At 47.5% G+C, this 19,266-nt stretch carries 18 protein-coding genes; 16 read left to right on the top strand and 2 right to left on the bottom strand.

Annotated elements, in window-relative coordinates; all coding sequences use genetic code 11:
• Positions 1-121: 121 nt before the first annotated feature.
• From QK296_RS09190 to QK296_RS09110, 16 genes are all read left to right on the top strand, one after another.
• Positions 122-565: a hypothetical protein gene (locus tag QK296_RS09190; protein WP_147412229.1), complete on the top strand. Its 444-nt coding sequence runs from the start codon at positions 122-124 to the stop codon at positions 563-565.
• Positions 562-1,539 (top strand): dTDP-4-dehydrorhamnose 3,5-epimerase, encoded by a 978-nt coding sequence (gene rfbC, locus QK296_RS29045; protein ID WP_120247693.1) that lies wholly within the window; start codon positions 562-564, stop codon positions 1,537-1,539. Before QK296_RS09190 ends, rfbC begins: the two co-directional genes overlap by 4 nt.
• Positions 1,532-2,074: a GNAT family N-acetyltransferase gene (locus QK296_RS09175; RefSeq protein WP_044272970.1), complete on the top strand. Its 543-nt coding sequence runs from the start codon at positions 1,532-1,534 to the stop codon at positions 2,072-2,074. Before rfbC ends, QK296_RS09175 begins: the two co-directional genes overlap by 8 nt.
• Positions 2,071-3,198, top strand: coding sequence for a DegT/DnrJ/EryC1/StrS family aminotransferase (locus tag QK296_RS09170; protein ID WP_044272971.1), 1,128 nt, complete (start codon positions 2,071-2,073; stop codon positions 3,196-3,198). Before QK296_RS09175 ends, QK296_RS09170 begins: the two co-directional genes overlap by 4 nt.
• A 2-nt stretch (positions 3,199-3,200) precedes the next feature.
• Positions 3,201-4,448, top strand: a complete 1,248-nt coding sequence (locus tag QK296_RS09165; protein ID WP_120247694.1) for an O-antigen translocase — start codon at positions 3,201-3,203, stop codon at positions 4,446-4,448.
• A 761-nt stretch (positions 4,449-5,209) separates the two neighbouring features.
• A complete protein-coding gene (locus QK296_RS09160) occupies positions 5,210-6,121 on the top strand; it encodes a glycosyltransferase family 2 protein (protein WP_120247695.1) in 912 nt (303 codons plus the stop codon).
• The gene (locus QK296_RS09155) at positions 6,118-7,458 is read left to right on the top strand and encodes a hypothetical protein (RefSeq protein ID WP_169855524.1); all 1,341 of its coding nucleotides are present in this window, start codon (positions 6,118-6,120) and stop codon (positions 7,456-7,458) included. The genes QK296_RS09160 and QK296_RS09155 overlap by 4 nt, the downstream gene beginning before the upstream one ends.
• Positions 7,451-8,335 (top strand): glycosyltransferase family 2 protein, encoded by an 885-nt coding sequence (locus QK296_RS09150; RefSeq protein ID WP_169855525.1) that lies wholly within the window; start codon positions 7,451-7,453, stop codon positions 8,333-8,335. The genes QK296_RS09155 and QK296_RS09150 overlap by 8 nt, the downstream gene beginning before the upstream one ends.
• A 40-nt stretch (positions 8,336-8,375) precedes the next feature.
• A complete protein-coding gene (locus QK296_RS09145) occupies positions 8,376-9,182 on the top strand; it encodes a glycosyltransferase (protein ID WP_044272976.1) in 807 nt (268 codons plus the stop codon).
• 12 nt (positions 9,183-9,194) lie between these two features.
• The gene (gene galE / locus QK296_RS09140) at positions 9,195-10,196 is read left to right on the top strand and encodes a UDP-glucose 4-epimerase GalE (protein ID WP_120247697.1); all 1,002 of its coding nucleotides are present in this window, start codon (positions 9,195-9,197) and stop codon (positions 10,194-10,196) included.
• A gap of 18 nt (positions 10,197-10,214) precedes the next feature.
• The gene (locus QK296_RS09135) at positions 10,215-11,168 is read left to right on the top strand and encodes an NAD-dependent epimerase/dehydratase family protein (protein ID WP_120247698.1); all 954 of its coding nucleotides are present in this window, start codon (positions 10,215-10,217) and stop codon (positions 11,166-11,168) included.
• 52 nt (positions 11,169-11,220) lie between these two features.
• Complete coding sequence (locus tag QK296_RS09130; protein ID WP_169855526.1) at positions 11,221-12,243, top strand: glycosyltransferase family 4 protein; 1,023 nt, start codon at positions 11,221-11,223, stop codon at positions 12,241-12,243.
• Positions 12,244-12,339: 96 nt separating this feature from the next.
• Positions 12,340-14,334: a nucleoside-diphosphate sugar epimerase/dehydratase gene (locus QK296_RS09125; protein ID WP_044272980.1), complete on the top strand. Its 1,995-nt coding sequence runs from the start codon at positions 12,340-12,342 to the stop codon at positions 14,332-14,334.
• Positions 14,335-15,267: 933 nt separating this feature from the next.
• Complete coding sequence (locus QK296_RS09120) at positions 15,268-15,600, top strand: ComEA family DNA-binding protein (RefSeq protein ID WP_044272981.1); 333 nt, start codon at positions 15,268-15,270, stop codon at positions 15,598-15,600.
• A gap of 143 nt (positions 15,601-15,743) precedes the next feature.
• Positions 15,744-16,388, top strand: a complete 645-nt coding sequence (locus QK296_RS09115) for a GntR family transcriptional regulator (RefSeq protein WP_169855527.1) — start codon at positions 15,744-15,746, stop codon at positions 16,386-16,388.
• Between the two features lie 14 nt (positions 16,389-16,402).
• Entirely contained in the window at positions 16,403-17,251 is an 849-nt protein-coding gene (locus tag QK296_RS09110) for a DUF1989 domain-containing protein (protein ID WP_169855528.1), read from the top strand.
• 8 nt (positions 17,252-17,259) lie between these two features.
• On the opposite strand, the gene QK296_RS09105 is transcribed toward QK296_RS09110, so the two are convergent.
• Together QK296_RS09105 and eat are read right to left on the bottom strand one after the other, a co-directional pair.
• Positions 17,260-17,427 carry a DUF2897 family protein gene (locus tag QK296_RS09105; protein ID WP_003172675.1) on the bottom strand — a complete coding sequence of 56 codons (168 nt, stop codon included), beginning with the start codon at positions 17,425-17,427 and terminating at the stop codon, positions 17,260-17,262.
• Positions 17,428-17,538: 111 nt separating this feature from the next.
• Positions 17,539-18,903 (bottom strand): ethanolamine permease, encoded by a 1,365-nt coding sequence (gene eat, locus QK296_RS09100; RefSeq protein WP_169855529.1) that lies wholly within the window; start codon positions 18,901-18,903, stop codon positions 17,539-17,541.
• Between the last annotated feature and the right edge of the window lie 363 nt (positions 18,904-19,266).

Genomic DNA, 19,266 nt, shown 5'->3' with positions numbered 1-19,266 from the left:
ATTGACGACATTTCAGACTTAGAGCAAATTTGCGGCATAATACGTAACCTCGCGCATTTGTTTAAGTGCTCTGCTGACGCCGCATGGGGATTAGTCCAGACACCTAAGGGAAGGTAGAGATATGACGGACACCAAACTCGAAGCCTCCCCTCCTGCTGAGGGTGGGGGCGTGCTTTATCCTCTTCTGGGTTTTTGCGACCCAGCGAAGTCGCTTCATGACAAATGGGCGAGGGGGTGTCCCCCGTCTGCGTGCAAGCACGCTGGCAGCTATGAAGTTTCGTTGCTTTCAACTGATCGGGGTGAAGAATGCCCGAGTTTAAAAGTGAAGGGGCGTGGGGCAGAACGGCTTGACTCCAGCTTCCATGATTCATCATCAAAAGCTAATAAATTTGTGTGCTCCGTTGTACTGATACACCGTTTGAACATCGTTCGCCTGAAGGATATTGCTTACCATAAAGGCCGGATAGCCGTCCCCAAAAAACTAAGTGAGCATATAACCACGTTAAGTAAAGCAGGTAAGGATGATTATTTGAAAAGGCTATTGGATGAGGCTTCAGGTACATGAGGTTAACTCAAAGTGAGATTTCGGATGTAGTTATTATTCAGCCAAGCGTCTTAGAAGATGATCGAGGCTGGTTTTCTGAGGTGTTCAATGAGCCTCTTTTTCATAAAAAGCTCGAGTTGTTGGGTTGCGCTGTCCCTAGATCTTTTATCCAGGACAATCACTCTTGCTCCAAGAAAAATGTACTGCGTGGCTTGCATTACCAAATGGATCCACACGCTCAAGGTAAGTTAGTACGGGTACTCAGCGGTGCAATATATAACGTAGTTGTTGATCTGCGTAAAGGCTCGTCCACGTATGCTCAGTGGCTCGGTATAGAGCTTAGCGAAGCCAATCAAAAGATGCTCTGGATTCCTGAGGGGTTTGCCCATGGCTTTCTGGCACTGGAAGATAATACGCAATTGTTTTGCAAGACGACTGATGTCTATAGGGAACACAGTGAGCGGAGTATTCGATGGAACGATCCCGAGTTGGCTATTGATTGGCCAGTCTGTGAAAACCTAATCATCAGTGAAAGAGATCAAGCTGCTCCGCTTTTTACCGACGTGGGCTCATCGAAAGAGTCTCTTAAAGGCAGTGTTGTTGCGCACAGTCTTAAAGTTCTGGGCGACGATAGGGGCAGCTTGATTGCTCTTGAACAAGGACTGAATATTCCTTTTGATATTCGTCGCGCTTATTATATTTTTGATACACGCAAAGATGTGAGTCGAGGGTATCATGCGCACTATCGACTCCAGCAGTATATTGTTTGTGTGTCCGGAAGTTGTCGTATTTTGACGGACGATGGAGTAACGGTACAAAACACGTGGCTTGACGCTCCGCAAAAAGCGCTTCATGTAAAGAACCTGATTTGGCGGGAAATGCACGACTTTAGTGAAGATTGCGTGCTTCTGGTTTTCGCAAGCGATCACTATAAAGAGTCTGACTACATTAGAAATTATAATGACTTTAAGTTGGCGGTGAAGCGTTATGCATGATATTCAAGGGAAAACCGTACGTTTACGATTGGCTGAGAGTGATGATGCCGCATATATTCATTCGCTAAGAGTGAACTCGGCGTTAAATGAACATCTATCCGCTGTAACGGGTGACGTTGAAGCGCAGCGAGCGTGGCTTCTTAGCTACAAATCAAGAGAAAAGGCTGCGCAAGAATATTACTTTATTATAGAACGTAGTGATACAGGTCAGGCTATCGGCACGGTCAGGCTTTATGACTTTATAGGCAATAAAGAATCATTTTGCTGGGGCAGTTGGATTCTTGATGAAAACAAAACCCGCTATGCTGCAATTGAAAGTGCAATGCTGGTATACGAATTCGCATTCAAAGAGCTTGGGTTCAAGTCCTGTCACTTCGATGTCAGGAAAGAAAATATCAAAGTTATAGCTTTTCACGAAAAAATGGGCGCTCAACGCCTACGGGAGTCTGAGCTCGACTTCTTTTTTAGTATGAATCCTGAATCATATAATAATTTTTTTAATGCGAAATCTAAGTATTTGATGGGTGAGTCATGATCGATTTTCTGAATTTGAAGTCTATTAATAATAAATATAATTCTGAGCTAAAATCAGCTGCAGCGAGAGTCATCGATTCTGGTTGGTACATCGGCGGAGAAGAGCTGAGTAACTTCGAAGCTGAATTCGCTGCTTATTGTGGTTCGCGTCATTGCATCGGTGTGGCGAATGGGCTTGACGCGCTGATTTTGACATTAAGAGCGTGGAAGGTCCTGGGTAAGCTCAACGACGGTGATGAAGTAATTGTTCCTGCAAATACATACATTGCAAGTATATTGGCAATTACTGAGAACGGTCTGATACCCGTCTTGGTTGAGCCTGACAACGATACGATGAATATTGATATTCTGAATATCGCCAGTGCACTGACGGAAAAAACAAAGGTAATCCTCCCTGTTCACCTCTATGGTCAGCTGGCTGACATGCCAGAGATCATGAAGTTTGCGCGTTCTCATTCCTTGCTAGTTCTCGAAGACTCCGCACAGGCGCATGGTGCCGCAATTGACGGAAGGAAAGCTGGCAGTTGGGGGCATGCTTCAGGCTTTAGTTTTTATCCAGGTAAAAACCTGGGAGCCTTGGGCGATGCGGGTGCAATTACGACCGATGATGATGAGCTTGCTACGACCCTCAGAGCATTGAGAAACTATGGTTCTCACGAGAAATATAAAAATGATATTCAAGGGGTCAATAGCCGTTTGGATGAGATTCAAGCTGCGTTCTTACGTGTAAAGCTTGCTCACCTCGATGAAGATACTTCGGCAAGAAGGCATATAGCCAAAATTTATCTTGAAGGTATCTCTAACCCTCTCATCCAACTTCCATTGGACCCGAGTAATTACGACACAAATATGGCTCGCCAAGTATGGCATCTATTTGTTATTCGAACTTCTCAGCGTGTGGCGCTCCAAAAGCATCTGCAGAGCAATAATATTCAAACGCTGATCCATTATCCAATTCCGCCTCACAAGCAAAAGGCCTATCAAGAGTGGAATGAGCTTAGCTTTCCTATCTCCGAAGTCATTCATCAGGAAGTTATCAGTATTCCCATCGGGCCAACTATGACAGATGATGAAGCTCATGCTGTAGTGAAGGCTTGCAACTCGTTCTCAACAAACGAGTCGTAAGTATGACGCTCATAAAGACAAGTCTTTTTAATAGCATCGCCGTTCTGGTCAAGATATTGACCCTTTTAGGAATAAATAAAATCCTTGCCGTGTATGTCGGTCCAGCAGGTTACGCTGCGTTGGGGCAGTTCCAGAACGCGATGACTATTATTACGACGTTTGCGAGCGGAGCGTTGAATACCGGGGTGACCAAATATACAGCGGAATATGTTGAGGATGAGCTTAAGCAGATTACGATCTGGAAAACTGCAGGCACGCTTGCGATAGGCATATCTGTCCTGTTTTCACTATTGGTTGCAGTATTTAGCGTTCCGCTCGCAAAGCTTTTTTTGGGCGACGCAGCTTATGCGTCAGTGTTCTTATGTTTTTCCGTAGCGTTGTCGTTTTTTGTACTAAATGCTCTTCTACTCGCTATCCTGGTCGGAAAAAAAGAAGTACCTCGCTATGTGATGGCTAACATCGTCGGTAGCTTACTTTCTATCGGCTTCGTGTTTTATTTCGTCATGCTCTGGGGAGCCTACGGTGCTCTTATTGCTTTGGCTACTTTCCAGTCGGTTGCATTTTTCATTACATTGATAATATGCTGGAATTTGAAATGGTTCAAAATTTCAAATTTTTACGGAAAAATTGATAAAGGCGCGGCAAAAAACCTGTCTAAATTTGCGCTGATGGCTATCGTATCTGCGGCCTGTGTACCGGTTAGTCAGATTTTGGTACGGCAATATGTAGTTCAAAATTTAGGAGTAGAGAGTGCTGGATACTGGGAAGCTCTATGGCGACTGAGTTCTGCGTATTTAATGCTGGTGACGACAGTTTTGTCAGTTTACTATCTTCCGAAATTAGCTGAACTTAAAACGCATGCTGGTCTTCGTTCAGAGATCGTCAATGGTGCAAAGATTATCGTCCCCGTCACGATAGTTGGTGCAGTTTCAATATATGCGTTACGAGTCTTTATAGTCGAAATGCTTTTCTCCAAACAATTTCTTCCGATCGAAGAGATTATGGGCTGGCAGCTATTCGGAGATGTGTTAAAGATCGCCAGTTGGCTTGTGGCTTATGTCTTTATTAGTCGGGCGGAGTTCAAGATCTTTATTTTTATTGAGATTTTTTTCTCAATAACATTTGTGCTCTTGTCCATGTTGTTGGTCTCGGAGTATGGGTTGGTTGGGGGCGCTTATGCGCACATCGTGAACTATGTTGTATGCTTGATTTTCGTAATGTATAAATTTAGTAAACTGAAGGTTTTGTGAGCATGCTGAGAAAACTGCGAGCTTTTTTATTGAGACGAGCTCTTACCAGTCGAGCAAGTTTGTGGGTCTATATATGCCTGCAGACATTTTACTTTCATCCTGTGATCGCGGTAGTTAAGTTTCCTATTAACTTTTTATACTCTTTGTATCTGACGAATCGTCTGTGCGGTTTCAGTCTTTTGCCAAGACTTTATTTTTCCGCTGAAATTTTCAAGGTTAAAATTGCCAGGGCAAGGACTGCAAAAGTTCTATCCGAGGCGAAGAATATATTTGTATTCGAAAATTGGCTAGGTGGAAATGAACCCCTATGTATTAATTTGGAGGCTTCATCATCATTCAATATTATTAATGAATTTCATTTGGGGGATGGGTGTAAAATCAATCTTCTAAAAGGTGCGACCCTTACGTTGGGAGGCAGAAGTCCCTCCCAAATATCAGGGCTTACCTGCAAGAGTATAATTTTGTGCTCGTCAGATATTAGCATTGGGGTGGGTACCATTGTATCTTGGGGATGCTATATAACGGATAGTACTCAGCATAGTATAAATGGAGAGATAAAAATCGCGCCTGTCAGCATCGGTAATCATGTTTGGATAAGCGAGGGCGTGACATGTACACCCGGAGGGGCCGTGGGCGATGGATGCATTATTGGCAGTAAGTCATATGTTAACAAGGTGTACGCGCCAAGGAGCTTTATTGCTGGTGCGCCTGCAGTAATCCTTAAGAATAATGTAACTTGGCATCGCTAGGTAGATAAAATAATGCTCACAATAGTTATTCCTTCATATAATCATGCTGAATTTATTGTTTCATGCCTCGACGCGGCGCTAGCTGTAGAGCCAGCAGCCACGCGTGTTTTGATAATCGATGATGGCTCTCCTGATAATACCATGGGCGTCATTCAGGCTTACCTTGAAACCAGCACGGAAGCTACACGTGTAAGCGTGGTCAGCAAAAAAAACTCAGGCCTTGTTAATTCGTTAAATCTAGCGCTTTCGATGGTTGAGACTGAACTGGTCTATTTCATAGCTTCAGATGACGTCGTTATTCCTGAGGGCATGGATATAATGCTGAAGGAAATGCAGCGCTCACCTGAATTGAAATTTATCATTGGTGATGCAGTTTATTTTTATGGCGACCGGGAGGACGAAGGCCCTGTTTATAAAAAGAAACATGATACATTTTTTCAACTATCTCCATTACAACGCAGAAGTGCATTATATTTGGATTATCCCGCACCTATACTTCTTCAGTCGACCTTGTTCAAGACGTCATCCCTCAGAGAGATAGGAGGCTGGGATGTCGGCTTGAAATGGGACGATTATCCGGTTTTTGTAAAATTATTCACGCAGTATGACAAGTTCGGTAAAGACTTTACTTTTTTGTCGGGTATTAATGTCGTTCGCTATCGTCAACATGATGTCAATTCTTACAAGGATACGTTTAAGCAATATGGCATGGTCGTTCAAACTTTAGATGCTATTGCTCCCGAAGAATTACGTGCACAAGCTCAGGCCCGGGCGTTGGCTTTCTATATTCTGGTTGCGCTAAAAACACGCGATTTTCGTGTGGTTGTTAAAATCATTAAATATGTTGGTTTAAAGCAGTTTTTAGGAGGGGTTTCGTGCATACCCTACGTCGCTTACGTTCATATGTTAAGAGATAAATTATGAGCGATACAGATTTTTTTGATTTGGCATTTGGGAACTTGGGTCTGTTGTTGAGTTGTATGGTTTTTGTTATGGCCCTATTTTATTTTTGCATACGGGGCAAAGCGGTCGCCGGATACCTGGATCCTGTCCATTTTTATTGGACGTTCACAATGGGGAGCGCTTACGGCGTCGTTCTATTCATGTATGTTAGTGGCAAAGTAGAAACATACTTACTGCTAATACTTTTTTCTTATTGTTCTATGTTTATGATCGTTTACTCCATTTGTCACGGTCGGGCTCTATGGTTTCCCAAGATGGTGAGGCTGTTTTTGGTACCAGAGGGCAAAGGTCGATCAGAATTCATTGTGGTTGTTATTCTATATTCCCTATTGGCGTTGTTTTTGATAATAAATGTAGGGTTTGGCTCTTCTGCAGAGACCAACAGATTTGAGCAAAATAGAGGATTTGGTGCATTTGTACGTGTTGCAGATGGGTTCAGATTGTTTATAATTTCCTATCTAACCTTGTGGATTGGTCGACGTTTTCGTAGCAAAAATGTGAACTTCGTTACAGTGCTTATGATAGGTGGACTGTTCCTTGATATCCTCATCAGTTCTTTTTTGAATGGCGCTAAGTTTGCAATCCTTGAATCGATTTATGCGGTCATCTTAGTTTTGTTCTTCGCAAAGTTTAGCGTTAGAGTTGGTTTTACAAAATTGTTCTTGCTGGGGGTTACGGTTCTGCTATTTGCGGGATATATATTGACCCGGAATTTGGAAAATAGTGGTGTTGATGTTTCCGAGCGCGGTGTTTATATGCCAAATTCATCGGTGCTTGTTGAGCGTTTGGTCTTAAGGGTATTTGCAAACGCAGACAAATATTATTTTGCTTTGCCGGGGAATGTAATTGAACGTCTCGAAACCGATAGTTTCTTTTTACAAATGCTCTCTCCTCTCGTCGGAGTGACAACTCTCAGCAACGCAGTAGGGCACCCCGTAAACGATTATACAGTCGGGCGCCAGTCTCTTTTATACTGGTATCCAACATTTGATGTGGCGGGAGGCCCAACCAGCCACTATGATCTGTTCGCATACAAGTATTTAGGGTATGCAGGTGGATTGCTGTTTGTAATGATGCTGAGCTTTGTTCTTAGCTCCATTTCTACTATGTCACGTGTGGCGGGTAGCGACTTTTATTACGCCCTAGCAGCGACCCTTTGGTTGAGAGCGTTGCCAATGTTGCTGGAGCCCGCTATTGGTCTATCTTATATTTTAGATATTTTTATATTGTTTTTTGTGATAAAAGTTTTTGGTATGATTCTGAGAGCCTTCTCGCAACGAGGTATGGTCAGTGTTTAAGGATAACGCGGTAACAAATGGAGTCGCTATTGTAGTAATTACCTACAATCCTGATCTTGCTGAGTTTTACGTAAACTTGAGTAGTTATATTTCGCAAGTTTGTAAGGTTTTTATTGTGGATAATTCGACAAGTGAGTTCGCACGACGAGCTCTAGTCGAACTAGCCATGGAAGATACTCGAATCGAGCTTCTTCAACAGACCGAGAATGTCGGTATTGCTCGAGCCCAAAATGTCGGGATTATTAAAGCCACCGCTGCGGGCTTTAAGTTCGTCTTGGAAATGGATCAGGATTCATCACTGCCGGCTGAGTACGTTTCCTCAATTGTCACATCGTTCAATGAACTGGTAACTAAAGGTGCGCAGGTTGCTGGCGTCGGTCCGCTCGCGGTTAATGCTTCAACAGACCATGTATATGATGGGCTTTCTCGAGGAGAAGGTCTGAAGCAGGTTGAATATACGCTGAGTTCTGGATTTTTAATATCAACTGACGTATTCAGTGTTGTGGGAGTCAAAAGAGAAGAGTTATTCATTGATTTCGTAGACTGGGAGTGGTGTTGGCGTGCGGCGGAAAAAGGATATAAGAGCTTTGTTGACTCGAAACTTGAAATAGGTCATATGCTAGGAGAGGGGCACGTAAAGTTACTTTTCTGGTGGGTCGGTAAACCAAGTCCAATTCGGCATTATTATCAATACAGAAACTTTATTTTTTTACTTCGGCAGGCATATGTACCGGCTAAGTGGAAGCTTAAATATTCATTAGTATTCATTGTGAAGCTATTTGTTTATGTTGCGTTTTTCGATCAGAAAAAACTGAGGCTTGCTTATGTACTAAGAGGGCTCAAGGATGCCTGTCGCGGCAAAATGGGGCCCTTTTAATAATTATTGCTTTGCTGATTACTCAGCGCGTGGAGTATATATGCAAGATGTAAAGTTTTCGGTTTTGATGTCGGTCTATGCTCGAGAAAAATCTCAATATCTCCGTGAGTGCCTTGCTAGCATGGTCGATCAGATTTGCCCTCCGACCGAAATCGTGGTGGTTGAGGATGGGCCGATATCAAAAGAATTATCGGATGAAATTGATGTATTCAGGGAAAAGCTGAATATTATTTCCGTAAAGCTTGATGCCAACGTCGGCCTTTCTGCTGCATTAAATGAAGGTCTTAAGCACTGTCGTTATGAACTCGTCGCTAGAATGGATACTGACGATGTTAGTCTGCCTGCGCGTTTTCTACGGCAAATTGATTATATGCAAAGATTTCCTCAAGTCGCAGTTTCAAGCGCGTGGATTGAGGAGCGTAACCAGGATATGACTCTTGTCCGGAGCATACGCCGGCTGCCTGAGCACCATTCTGATATTGTCAGTTTTGCAAAACGGCGCAGCCCAGTCAGCCATCCCGCAGTTATGTTTAGAAAATCTGCAGTTCTAGCGGTGGGCGGCTATCCATCGGTTTTCCCTGAGGACTATGGGTTGTGGTCTGTCATGATCGTCCGGGGATATGAGTTTGCAAACATTCAAGAGGTGTTACTACTCATGCGCACAGGGGAAGATTTTATTACACGTCGAGGAATCAATTTTCTGAAGGGTGAGTTGAAACTTTTGGCGTTTCAGCGGAAAATCGGTTTTTTGACAAACTCTGATTATGTCATGAACTATATCATTCGTTGTGCAGTGAGATTGCCGCCGGACAGTGTCAAAAAAGCACTTTATAAGCTTGCTCGATAACTTGGAGGTTTTGTGATTTTAGTGACTGGTGGTGCAGGTTATATAGGCACTCATACGTTGGTAGAGCTCATCGCCGCAGGTTATTCTCCGGTGGTATTTGATAATTTTTGTAATAGCTCTATCAGTGCGATTGAAAGAGTTACTGAAATAACCGGCGTAAGCATCCCGGTGTATACAGGCGATGTAGTTGATCGTGCTGATTTACGTAAGGTTTTCGAAGCGCACCCCCATATTGATTCAGTGATACATTTAGCTGGACTGAAGGCCGTAGGTGATTCTGTAGTAGACCCTCTTAGTTATTATGAAAATAACGTGGTAGGCACTCTCGCATTATGTGATGTCATGCAAGAGTTTGGATGTAGATCCATGGTATTCAGCTCATCCGCGACTGTGTATGGAGATCCTGCCACTGTACCTATTGATGAAACGTTTCCACTAAAAGCAACTAATCCTTATGGCCGTACGAAGATTATGGTAGAGGAAATATTGCGAGACTTATTTGTAGCAGATAGCTGGAAAATAGCGTTATTACGCTATTTTAATCCAGTGGGTGCTCATTCCAGTGGCTTAATAGGTGAAAATCCAGCTGGAACGCCCAATAACTTGATGCCTTATCTTGCACAAGTTGCTGTTGGCAGACGAGATATGCTTTCTATCTTTGGCGGCGACTATCCAACGCTTGATGGAACGGGAGTCAGAGATTACATCCATGTTGTCGATCTTGCCAAAGGTCATGTGAAGGCGCTTCAGGCTCTTGATGAACCGAAAGTCTTGACGGTCAATCTTGGCACAGGTGTGGGATACTCGGTTTTGCAGCTCATACATGCGTTTGAGTCTGCATCCGGTAAGACGATACCTTACGAAATAACAGCTCGGCGCCCCGGTGACATTGCGGTGTGCTACACAGATCCGACCGAGGCCCAGCGGTTATTAGGATGGAGTGCGGTGTTAGGAGTGGATGATATGTGCAGAGATGTCTGGAGATGGCAATCGCGCAACCCTGACGGCTATTAACGACTTGAGTGTTGTTTAATGAATAAAATTTTGATAACTGGGGCTTCAGGATTTGTAGGGAGTGCCCTTGCTCAAAGACTCTTACTTGATCCCTCACTTGAGCTCGTATTGGCTGTACGAAATGCAGGGCAGGTGGAGACTGATCAAGCAAAAGTCATAGCTATCGGAGATATTAATAGGCACACGCGTTGGGGAGAGGCTCTGGAAGGCGTTGACGTTATTGTTCATGCTGCGGCCCGTGCTCATGTTCTCAACGATGGTAGTGGGAATCCGGTTGCTGAGTTCAGAAAAACTAATGTTGAGGGAACCCTAGCGCTGGCTCAACAAGCCGCCGAGGCTGGCATTAGACGTTTTGTTTTTATTAGTTCAATTGGCGTGAATGGTGCAGAAACAGGAGATCTGCCGTTCAATGAGTCGTCACCGTCTGCTCCTCACGCAGATTATGCATTTTCCAAATTGGAGGGGGAGAACGCACTAAAGAAACTCTTGGCTGATTATGACATGGAGTTGGTCATCATCCGTCCTCCGCTAGTGTACTCGGCGTCCGCACCGGGTAACTTCAACCGTTTGCTAAAGTTGATTTCCGCGAAAGCTCCATTGCCTTTTTGGGGCGTGAAAAATAAACGCAGTTTAATTGCGCTAGAGAATTTAATAGATTTTATATATGTTTGCCTAAGTCATCCTGCGGCAGCTAACGAACTCTTTCTCATATCCGATCGAGAGGATGTTTCGATAGAGTTTATTTTAAGAAAATTGGCTGAAGGCATGAACCAGAAGATTATTCTTTTCTACTTTCCATCTTGGTTAATTGCCTTGGTGTTGACAGCGGTTGGAAGAAAATCGGTGTATTCACAGCTCTATGGCTCACTCGTTATCGATTCCTCCAAGGCAACTGACTTGCTGGGCTGGCGACCTGTATTGAGTACGGGAGAAGCACTTAAAGCCAGTGGGCGACTGTTCAAAAAGATGTAGGTCTTTTTGGGGTGTCCTGTTTATTTTCTGTGATTTTCGGAATTTTATTCAAATGATCTCTTGGCTTTTACTACTTGGTGTTATGTTGCTCTCTTTAATTCTAACCGGTGCTCTGCGACGGTATGCGTTGGCGAAGAGCTTAATGGACATCCCTAACGCCCGCAGTTCTCATTCTGTCCCTACTCCCAGAGGGGGAGGGGTGGCGATCGTTGTTAGTTTTTTGTCAGTTTTACCTATTTTAGGTGCTGCTGGAGTTATAGATTGGGATTTGGTATGGGCATTATCAGCTACGGGAGCCGGTATCGCTATTCTCGGGTTTCTGGATGATCATGGACATATTGCTGCTCGCTGGAGGCTGATTGGTCATTTCGCAGGCGCTGCTTGGGCATTGTTCTGGATTAATGGGCTGGCTCCGATATCTATTTTCGGGGTTTCCTTGGATTTAAGCTGGGGGGGGTATTTCTTCGCCGCGCTGTATCTTGTATGGATGCTAAATCTCTATAATTTCATGGATGGAATTGATGGTCTCGCCAGCGTTCAAGCCATATGCGCTTGTTTGGGGGCGGCGTTGATCTATTGGTTAACGGGTTACACAGAGCTAATTGGTGTGCCCTTGCTGCTCTCATGTGCGGTTTTTGGGTTTCTGTATTGGAACTTTCCTCCTGCGAAAATTTTTATGGGGGATGCAGGTAGCGGTTTTCTGGGGGTGATGCTCGGAGTTTTGTCTCTATATGCAGCCTGGACCGCTCCTCAGCTGCTTTGGGTATGGCTAATTTTAGTGGGTGTTTTCGTTGTAGATGCGACATTCACGCTGGTCAGGCGTTTGGTTCGAGGTGACAAGGTATACGAAGCGCATAGAAGTCATGCCTACCAGCACGCCTCTCGCCAGCTAGGGAGCCATTTGCCGGTGACGCTTGCAGTGTTGTCCATTAATGTATTTTTCCTGTTGCCGATTGCACTGTGCGTCGGGCTTTCCATTTTAGACGGCGTGCTAGGAGTGCTTCTGGCTTATGTCCCATTGGTCGCGTTGGCTTTGCGATTTAGGGCCGGCGCGCTGGAGCGGAATGATCTTTAAGTATAGGTTCAAAATACAGTAGACTAACGTTGCTTATTCTGATCACGCACTGCGGGATTTTTTTGACTTAGGGTGCAAGGGGCGAACAACGGGGTTATGGATAAAATTAGAACAGCGCTACTGGGTCTACCACGCCGCCAGAAACGTGTGATTCAGGTAATTGCGGACATTTTACTGGTGTGGTTTGCGCTGTGGCTGGCATTTGTCGTTCGCCTGGGCATTGATGAAATGAGTAATCCGGTGAGGCAGCATTTATGGCTGTTTCTTAGCTGTCCGGTTATTTCCATACCCCTGTTCATTCGATTTGGCATGTATCGCGCCGTAATGCGATATTTTGGCAATGATGCGTTAATCGCAATAATAAAGGCGGTGAGTTTATCCTCTCTTATTTTGGGGGTAGTGGTATATTGGTATAGCAATCATCAAAATGTTGTACCTCGGTCGATCATTTTCAACTACTGGTGGTTGAGTTTGATTATGGTAGGTGGCTTGCGGTTGGGCATGCGTCAATATTTCTTGGGTGACTGGTTTGCTGCAGCGCAGCACGTTCCTTTTGCTAGTCGCGATGATGGCTTACCCAAAGTTGCTATCTATGGCGCAGGTGCAGCTGGTAATCAGTTGGTTGCTGCGCTCCGAATGGGGCGATTAATGCGTCCGGTGGCATTCATCGATGATGATGCCAGTATTGCTGATCGGGTCATTTCGGGACTTCAGGTTTACAAACCTAAGCATATTCAGCAGATGATCGATATCACAGGTGCTCAGGAAATATTGTTGGCCATTCCTTCGTCTTCGCGCGGAAGGCGGCGTGAAGTTCTTGGTTTATTGGAAGGCTTTCCTCTTCATGTGCGTAGCGTACCTGGATTCATGGATCTGGCGAGCGGCCGGGTGAAGGTTGATGACATTCAAGAAGTCGATATTGCGGATCTTTTAGGGCGTGATGCAGTTCCTGCTCAGGCCGAACTATTGGAGCACTGTATTAGAGGGCAAGTCGTATTTGTGACAGGTGCTGGAGGCTCTATTGGATCAGAGTTATGCCGTCAAATACTGTCACTGCAACCGACGACACTGCTGTTATATGAGCACAGTGAGTTTAATCTCTATAGCATACTTTCTGAACTCGAACAGCGTGTAACTCGTGAGTCGCTATCGGTTCGGCTTCTACCTATTCTCGGATCGGTACGAGATCAATCCAAAATTTTGGATGTTATGAGAACGTGGCGCGTTAATACTGTTTATCACGCAGCCGCATATAAACATGTGCCTATGGTTGAACACAATATTGCAGAAGGCGTGTTGAATAATGTCATTGGAACCTTGAACACCGCTCAAGCTGCGTTGATGGCGGGTGTCGATAATTTTGTTTTAATTTCCACAGACAAGGCTGTTCGACCTACAAATGTAATGGGTAGTACTAAACGGCTCGCTGAAATGACGCTGCAGGCCCTTAGTCATGAGTCTGCACCTATGTTGTTCAATGGGGATTCTGCCCAGGCCCACGTCAACAAAACACGCTTTACTATGGTCCGTTTCGGTAATGTTTTAGGTTCTTCTGGCTCTGTGATCCCCTTGTTTCACAAGCAGATCAAAGCCGGCGGCCCCCTGACGGTGACTCATCCCAAGATTACTCGCTATTTCATGACTATTCCCGAAGCTGCCCAATTGGTCATCCAAGCGGGATCTATGGGGCTGGGCGGTGATGTATTTGTACTGGACATGGGAGAGCCGGTGAAGATTGTAGAATTGGCTGAGAAGATGATTCACCTGTCCGGTTTAAGTGTACGTTCTGACAAAAATCCCCATGGCGATATTTCCATCGAATTTTCCGGGCTACGTCCCGGTGAGAAACTCTACGAAGAGTTGTTGATCGGTGACAATGTTGTCGCTACGCAACATCCGATGATTATGAGTGCTAACGAAGACCACTTGTCTTGGGATGTACTCAAGGAAAAACTCACCGAGTTGCTGGCCGCAGTTGATCATGATGACTACGCTCGTGTCCGACAGCTTCTGCGTGAAACTGTTAGTGGTTACGCCCCTGACGGGGAAATCGTCGACTGGATCTATCAGCAGCGTCGGCTGGCTCCCTGAATATTTCACCATGCTAATGCATTAGCCTATACTTGGTCCGTTAGAAACTCCCCACATCCCCCCTAAAATATGCGATGCATTAGGGGGTATTGAATATCTGCGGACCTTTACGCCTTTGCGATCGGACCTGACCCCTGCTGATTGTCAATCACGGACTTCATGGAAAATAAATATTTTGAAAAACAAGTCGGTCAGCACTGATTGAACTGTTTTCCGAAGACCCATACTCTTGATTTTTGGATCTTAACTATTCGTACCATACGCCAGATTTTTGCGTAACGTCTAGGTATGATCGGAAATATCATTTTGGTCGGAAACGCGTGTAAGGGAATTAGCGCTGGGTTTTCGGTATGAAGATATTGATATAATAACTCGAACTTGGCTAGCATGTAATCACGCATATGAATCGCCACCAGTATATTAACGGACTCTATGCATTTATTATTCTGTTTGTAGTAATTTTTCGCATTTTTCCTTCGAAGCCACAGCCTGGAATCGTCGAAGCGGATGTTTGTTACTTAAAGGTTTTGGTTATTTTTTCATTATATTCAAGAGCCTGGGTAAGGGGCAGTTTGGTTTTTTGTATGCGTGAGGTTTAACAGACGTCTTTGGCACAGTTTTACTTGCCGCTCTGGCGGTTTTTTAAGTTGCTGGCAATTGTTCTCGCTACTCATGGGAGGTTGTATGGTTAGATGAAGTTAAATTATATTGATTGCTATGAATTAGCGACGATGACTGGGTCAGCAGGCGGCGTGTTGTTCTATTTTCAATCTATCTGTCGTTCATTCAGGCGGCAAGTTAGATGCAGTGCCTGTTGCCGCCTCACATTCTGTAACTCACTCACTTTTGACTCTCTCCCAGCATCATCTAATTTTGAAAAGCAGCTTCGGAAAAGCTGCTTTTTTCTCTTACCGATGTCATGGAGCGTCACCAATGCAAAACCTCTACCTCTCATCCCTCATCTTCGCCTTCCTCACCAGCCTCTCCGTCGCCACCACCGCTGCGCCGTCCATCAAGCCAGAGCCCCCAACCCCCATCTCCACCCAGATGACCAAGACTGAACAATCTTCCAAGGTCAACCTCAACGCCGCCGACGCCGAAACCCTGCGCCGCGATCTGTTCGGCATTGGTGCTTCCAAGGCGAAGGCAATCATCGCCTATCGCGAGAGCAACGGCCCGTTCACGGCGGTGGATGAGTTACTGGAAGTGAAAGGCATCGGCAAGGCATTGCTGGAAAAGAATCGCGACAGGCTGGTTATTAATTGAGGATCTGAAAACAGCGCGGAAGGCCGGTCATACACCGGCCTTTCCTTTAACTAACGGACCTTGCGATTTACTCACTGACGCAGCATTGGCACGAAACGTGGTTACCTCTTCCTCAGTGATTGTTCAACAATCTCGAGGTAACAATGCCACTCACTTTATCTTTAGCCGAGCAGATCGCCCTGGAACTACGCGCCGCCATCATCGGCGGGCGGCTGCTGCCGGGTGTGTCGCTCGTCGAGGCCGAGTTGGTCAAGGGCTACAACGCCTCACGCAATACCATCCGCGAGGCGCTGCATCGTCTGGGCCAGGAGGGTCTAACTCGTTATGTCCGCAATAAAGGCGTGATGGTACGGCGCTTGGAGCGAGCAGAAGTACGCGACCTCTTCGTCGTCCGCCGCACCCTGGAATTGCAGGCCATAGCCCAAAGCGGCCCGCTGACGGACGCTCAATCAACACTTATGCAAAACGCCATCGACGCCACCACCCTGGCCAGGGAGCGCGAAGATTGGCGAGCCGTGGCCACCCACAGTCTTATGTTTCACCAACAGATCGTCGCGTTGATGGGCAGCCCGTTGTTCGACGAGTTCTTCGCTCAGGTGATAGCCCAGTTACGCCTGGCGTTCTGCGCCGCGCCGGATGAGCAGCGCTTCCAATCACCCTGGCTGGAGCGTGACCATGAGATATACACATTGCTAACCCGCAACCAAACCCAGGCCGCCAGCGAGGCGATGAGTCTGTACCTGGATGACTCGGAACGCCTTTCTCTCGCCTTGTTTGATCGCCCTTGATGGAGGAGTGCCCCATGTACAAAGACTATCCCGCCGCGTACCAGGTCAGCAAAGGTTCGGCGTTGCAGGTGGATACGGCGTTCTATGAGCGTATTCGTGATCAGAAAACCCAGCGCACGTTGATCGAACAGTTCGAGGTGCCGATTCGAACGGGGAGAGCGTGGAAGGTGCCGGCCGGGCATGTGTTCCGTGTGACCACACCGGTGGGGCCGCAGGTGGGGGATTTTAATGTCTGGAACGCCAACGACCCACGCGAACGCTTGTGGGCCGCGCGCACTCGGCAGCTGCAAGGCGCCCATGTCAGCACCCATGATCGGTTGTGGTCGAACCTGCCTTTTCTACGGCCCTTGGTCACTATTACCGATGACAGCCTGGCCAGCTACGGCATTGATGAGCACGGTGGGCGTTTGCACGATTTGTTGGGCACGCGGTGCGACCCCTATGTGAACCGTTTGCTGACCGGGGAGGACTTTCACCACCATTGCCACTCGAACCTGACCCGTGCGGTATTGCCCCATGGACTGACGGAATTCGATGTGCATGACGTGTTGAATATTTTCCAGTGCACCGGGCTCAATCAGGATGACATGTACTTCATGAAAGCCTGTCCGGCGAAGAAGGGCGATTACCTGGAGTTTTTTGCCGAGATTGATTTGCTGTGTGCGTTGTCGACGTGCCCAGGCGGGGATTTGTCGCTACCGATGTGGGGGCCGGATGCGCAGGATCCACTGACGGTGTGTCGTCCGTTGGGGGTGGAGATCTACCGGCTGGAGGATGAGTTGCTCAATGGCTGGAGCCAACCGGAACGTGCTGCCTACAAAGGGCAGCACGGCTTGCATATTGCCAAGGCGGATTGGGAGTAACCCAATATTCAGCGATCCTGCGCATCCTTGGCATCTGCCTGGGCATTGCGCTCGGCTACGCGTTTGCGTTGTTCGTCGGTGAGTTCCACCTTGTTGGCGCTGTCACGCAGCATCATCAGGCCACCGACGATCGACCCGATCGCTACTACCATAATCAACCATGCATACCACGGCATAAGACGCTCCTTGAGGCAGAGGTTCGTGGGAAAATTTTCCCACGGTAACCACTGCTTTGAGTGACGGGCTTTCTGAGTAGTTCAGTGTAGGCCCGTTCTGCCTCATAGACGCTATTGTCCGGTCAACATTGCATCCGCCGGCGCATCGATGCGGTCTTGTGCGGTCATCTGGAAGTAGATGAAGCCCACCGCCATAAAGCCCAGGAAGATCAGCCCAATCAAAGTATTGAACCAGGCCATCGCCACCAGGCACACCACCGCCAGCACCAGCGCGATACCCGGCACGATGGGGTAGCCTGGCGCGCGGAAGGTGCGCTCCAGCAACGGCTCGGTCTTACGCAGTTTGAACAGGCTGAGCATGCTCATGATGTACATGACGATGGCACCGAACACCGCCATGGTGATCATCGCGGCGGTCAGGGTCATGCCGCCCAGGTTGATCAGGCCGTCGCTGTAGATGGCGGCGATGCCCACCACGCCGCCGGCGAGGATGGCCCGGTGCGGCGTCTGGAAGCGTGAGAGTTTGGCCAGGAAGGACGGCAGGTAACCGGCACGGGCCAGGGCGAAGAACTGGCGCGAGTAGCCGAGGATGATGCCGTGGAAGCTCGCCACCAGACCGAACAGGCCAATCCATACCAGCATGTGCAACCAGCCGGAGCTGTCGCCCACCACGGTTTTCATCGCTTGTGGCAATGGGTCGTTGATGTTGGACAAGGTGCGCCAGTCGCCTACGCCGCCAGCGAAGAACATCACGCCCATGGCCAGGATCACCAGGGTGAGGATGCCGCTGATGTAGGCTTTTGGAATGGTGCGCTTGGGGTCCTTGGCTTCTTCGGCGGCCATGGCGGCGCCTTCGATGGCGAGGAAGAACCAGATGGCGAAGGGGATGGCGGCAAACATCCCGGCAATCGCCGGGGCGCCGAAGGTGTCGGAACCGGCCCAGCCGTTCAGGGCGAAGTGGCTGAAGCTGAACGCCGGGGCGACTACGCCCATGAACACCAGCAGTTCGGCGACGGCGAGCACGCAGACCACCAACTCGAAGGTGGCGGCGAGTTTCACCCCGAGGATGTTCAGGCCCATGAACACGATGTAGGCGCCGACGGCGGCGTGCTTGGGGTCGAGTGCCGGGAACTGCACGTTCAGGTACGCGCCAATGGCCAAGGCAATCGCAGGCGGGGCGAAGACGAACTCGATCAAGGTGGCCAGGCCGGCAATCAAGCCGCCTTTTTCACCAAAGGCGCGACGGCTGTAGGCAAAGGGGCCGCCAGCGTGGGGAATTGCTGTGGTCAGCTCGGTGAAGCTGAAGATAAAGCAGGTGTACATCGCGGCAACCATCAGCGAGGTCACTAGAAAGCCCAGGGTACCGGCGACGCCCCAGCCATAGCTCCAGCCGAAATATTCGCCGGAGATCACCAGCCCCACGGCGATGCCCCATAGGTGCAAGGTGCCCAAGGTGGGTTTGAGTTGTGTGTTCATTTTGCTGCGCTCCCTGAACCGTTTGGAAATGGTTCAGCGTGTTGCAGCAGGCGTGCCATGCCATGGCGCTACGTCGTAAAGCGGCGTCAGTGTCGCTTGGAGGATGGTTTTGTGTTTGAAGTTTCCCGAAGCGCACCAGATGGGGGCGGCAGCCTGGTCGGTTCATCCGTCATGACCTGACGCTGGTGCATGCGTTGGTCCACGACATGGTTGCAGTCAATGGGCTGTTTGAGGCGGTCTATTTACGCCAACTTACGATTAATGGTCGATCTGGTCGGAACCGTTCACTGCTCAGTTTTCACTATGCGGTGCCCATTCAGGAAGAGTGTTACACAAATAATCGTCAGGGACGCATGGGCTACT

This window comes from Pseudomonas sp. AL10, assembly GCF_029960685.1.
Classification (GTDB): domain Bacteria; phylum Pseudomonadota; class Gammaproteobacteria; order Pseudomonadales; family Pseudomonadaceae; genus Aquipseudomonas; species Aquipseudomonas lactis.
The sequence above is the reverse complement of the archived record's forward strand: the minus strand, read 5'-3'. Positions and strand labels throughout refer to the sequence as shown.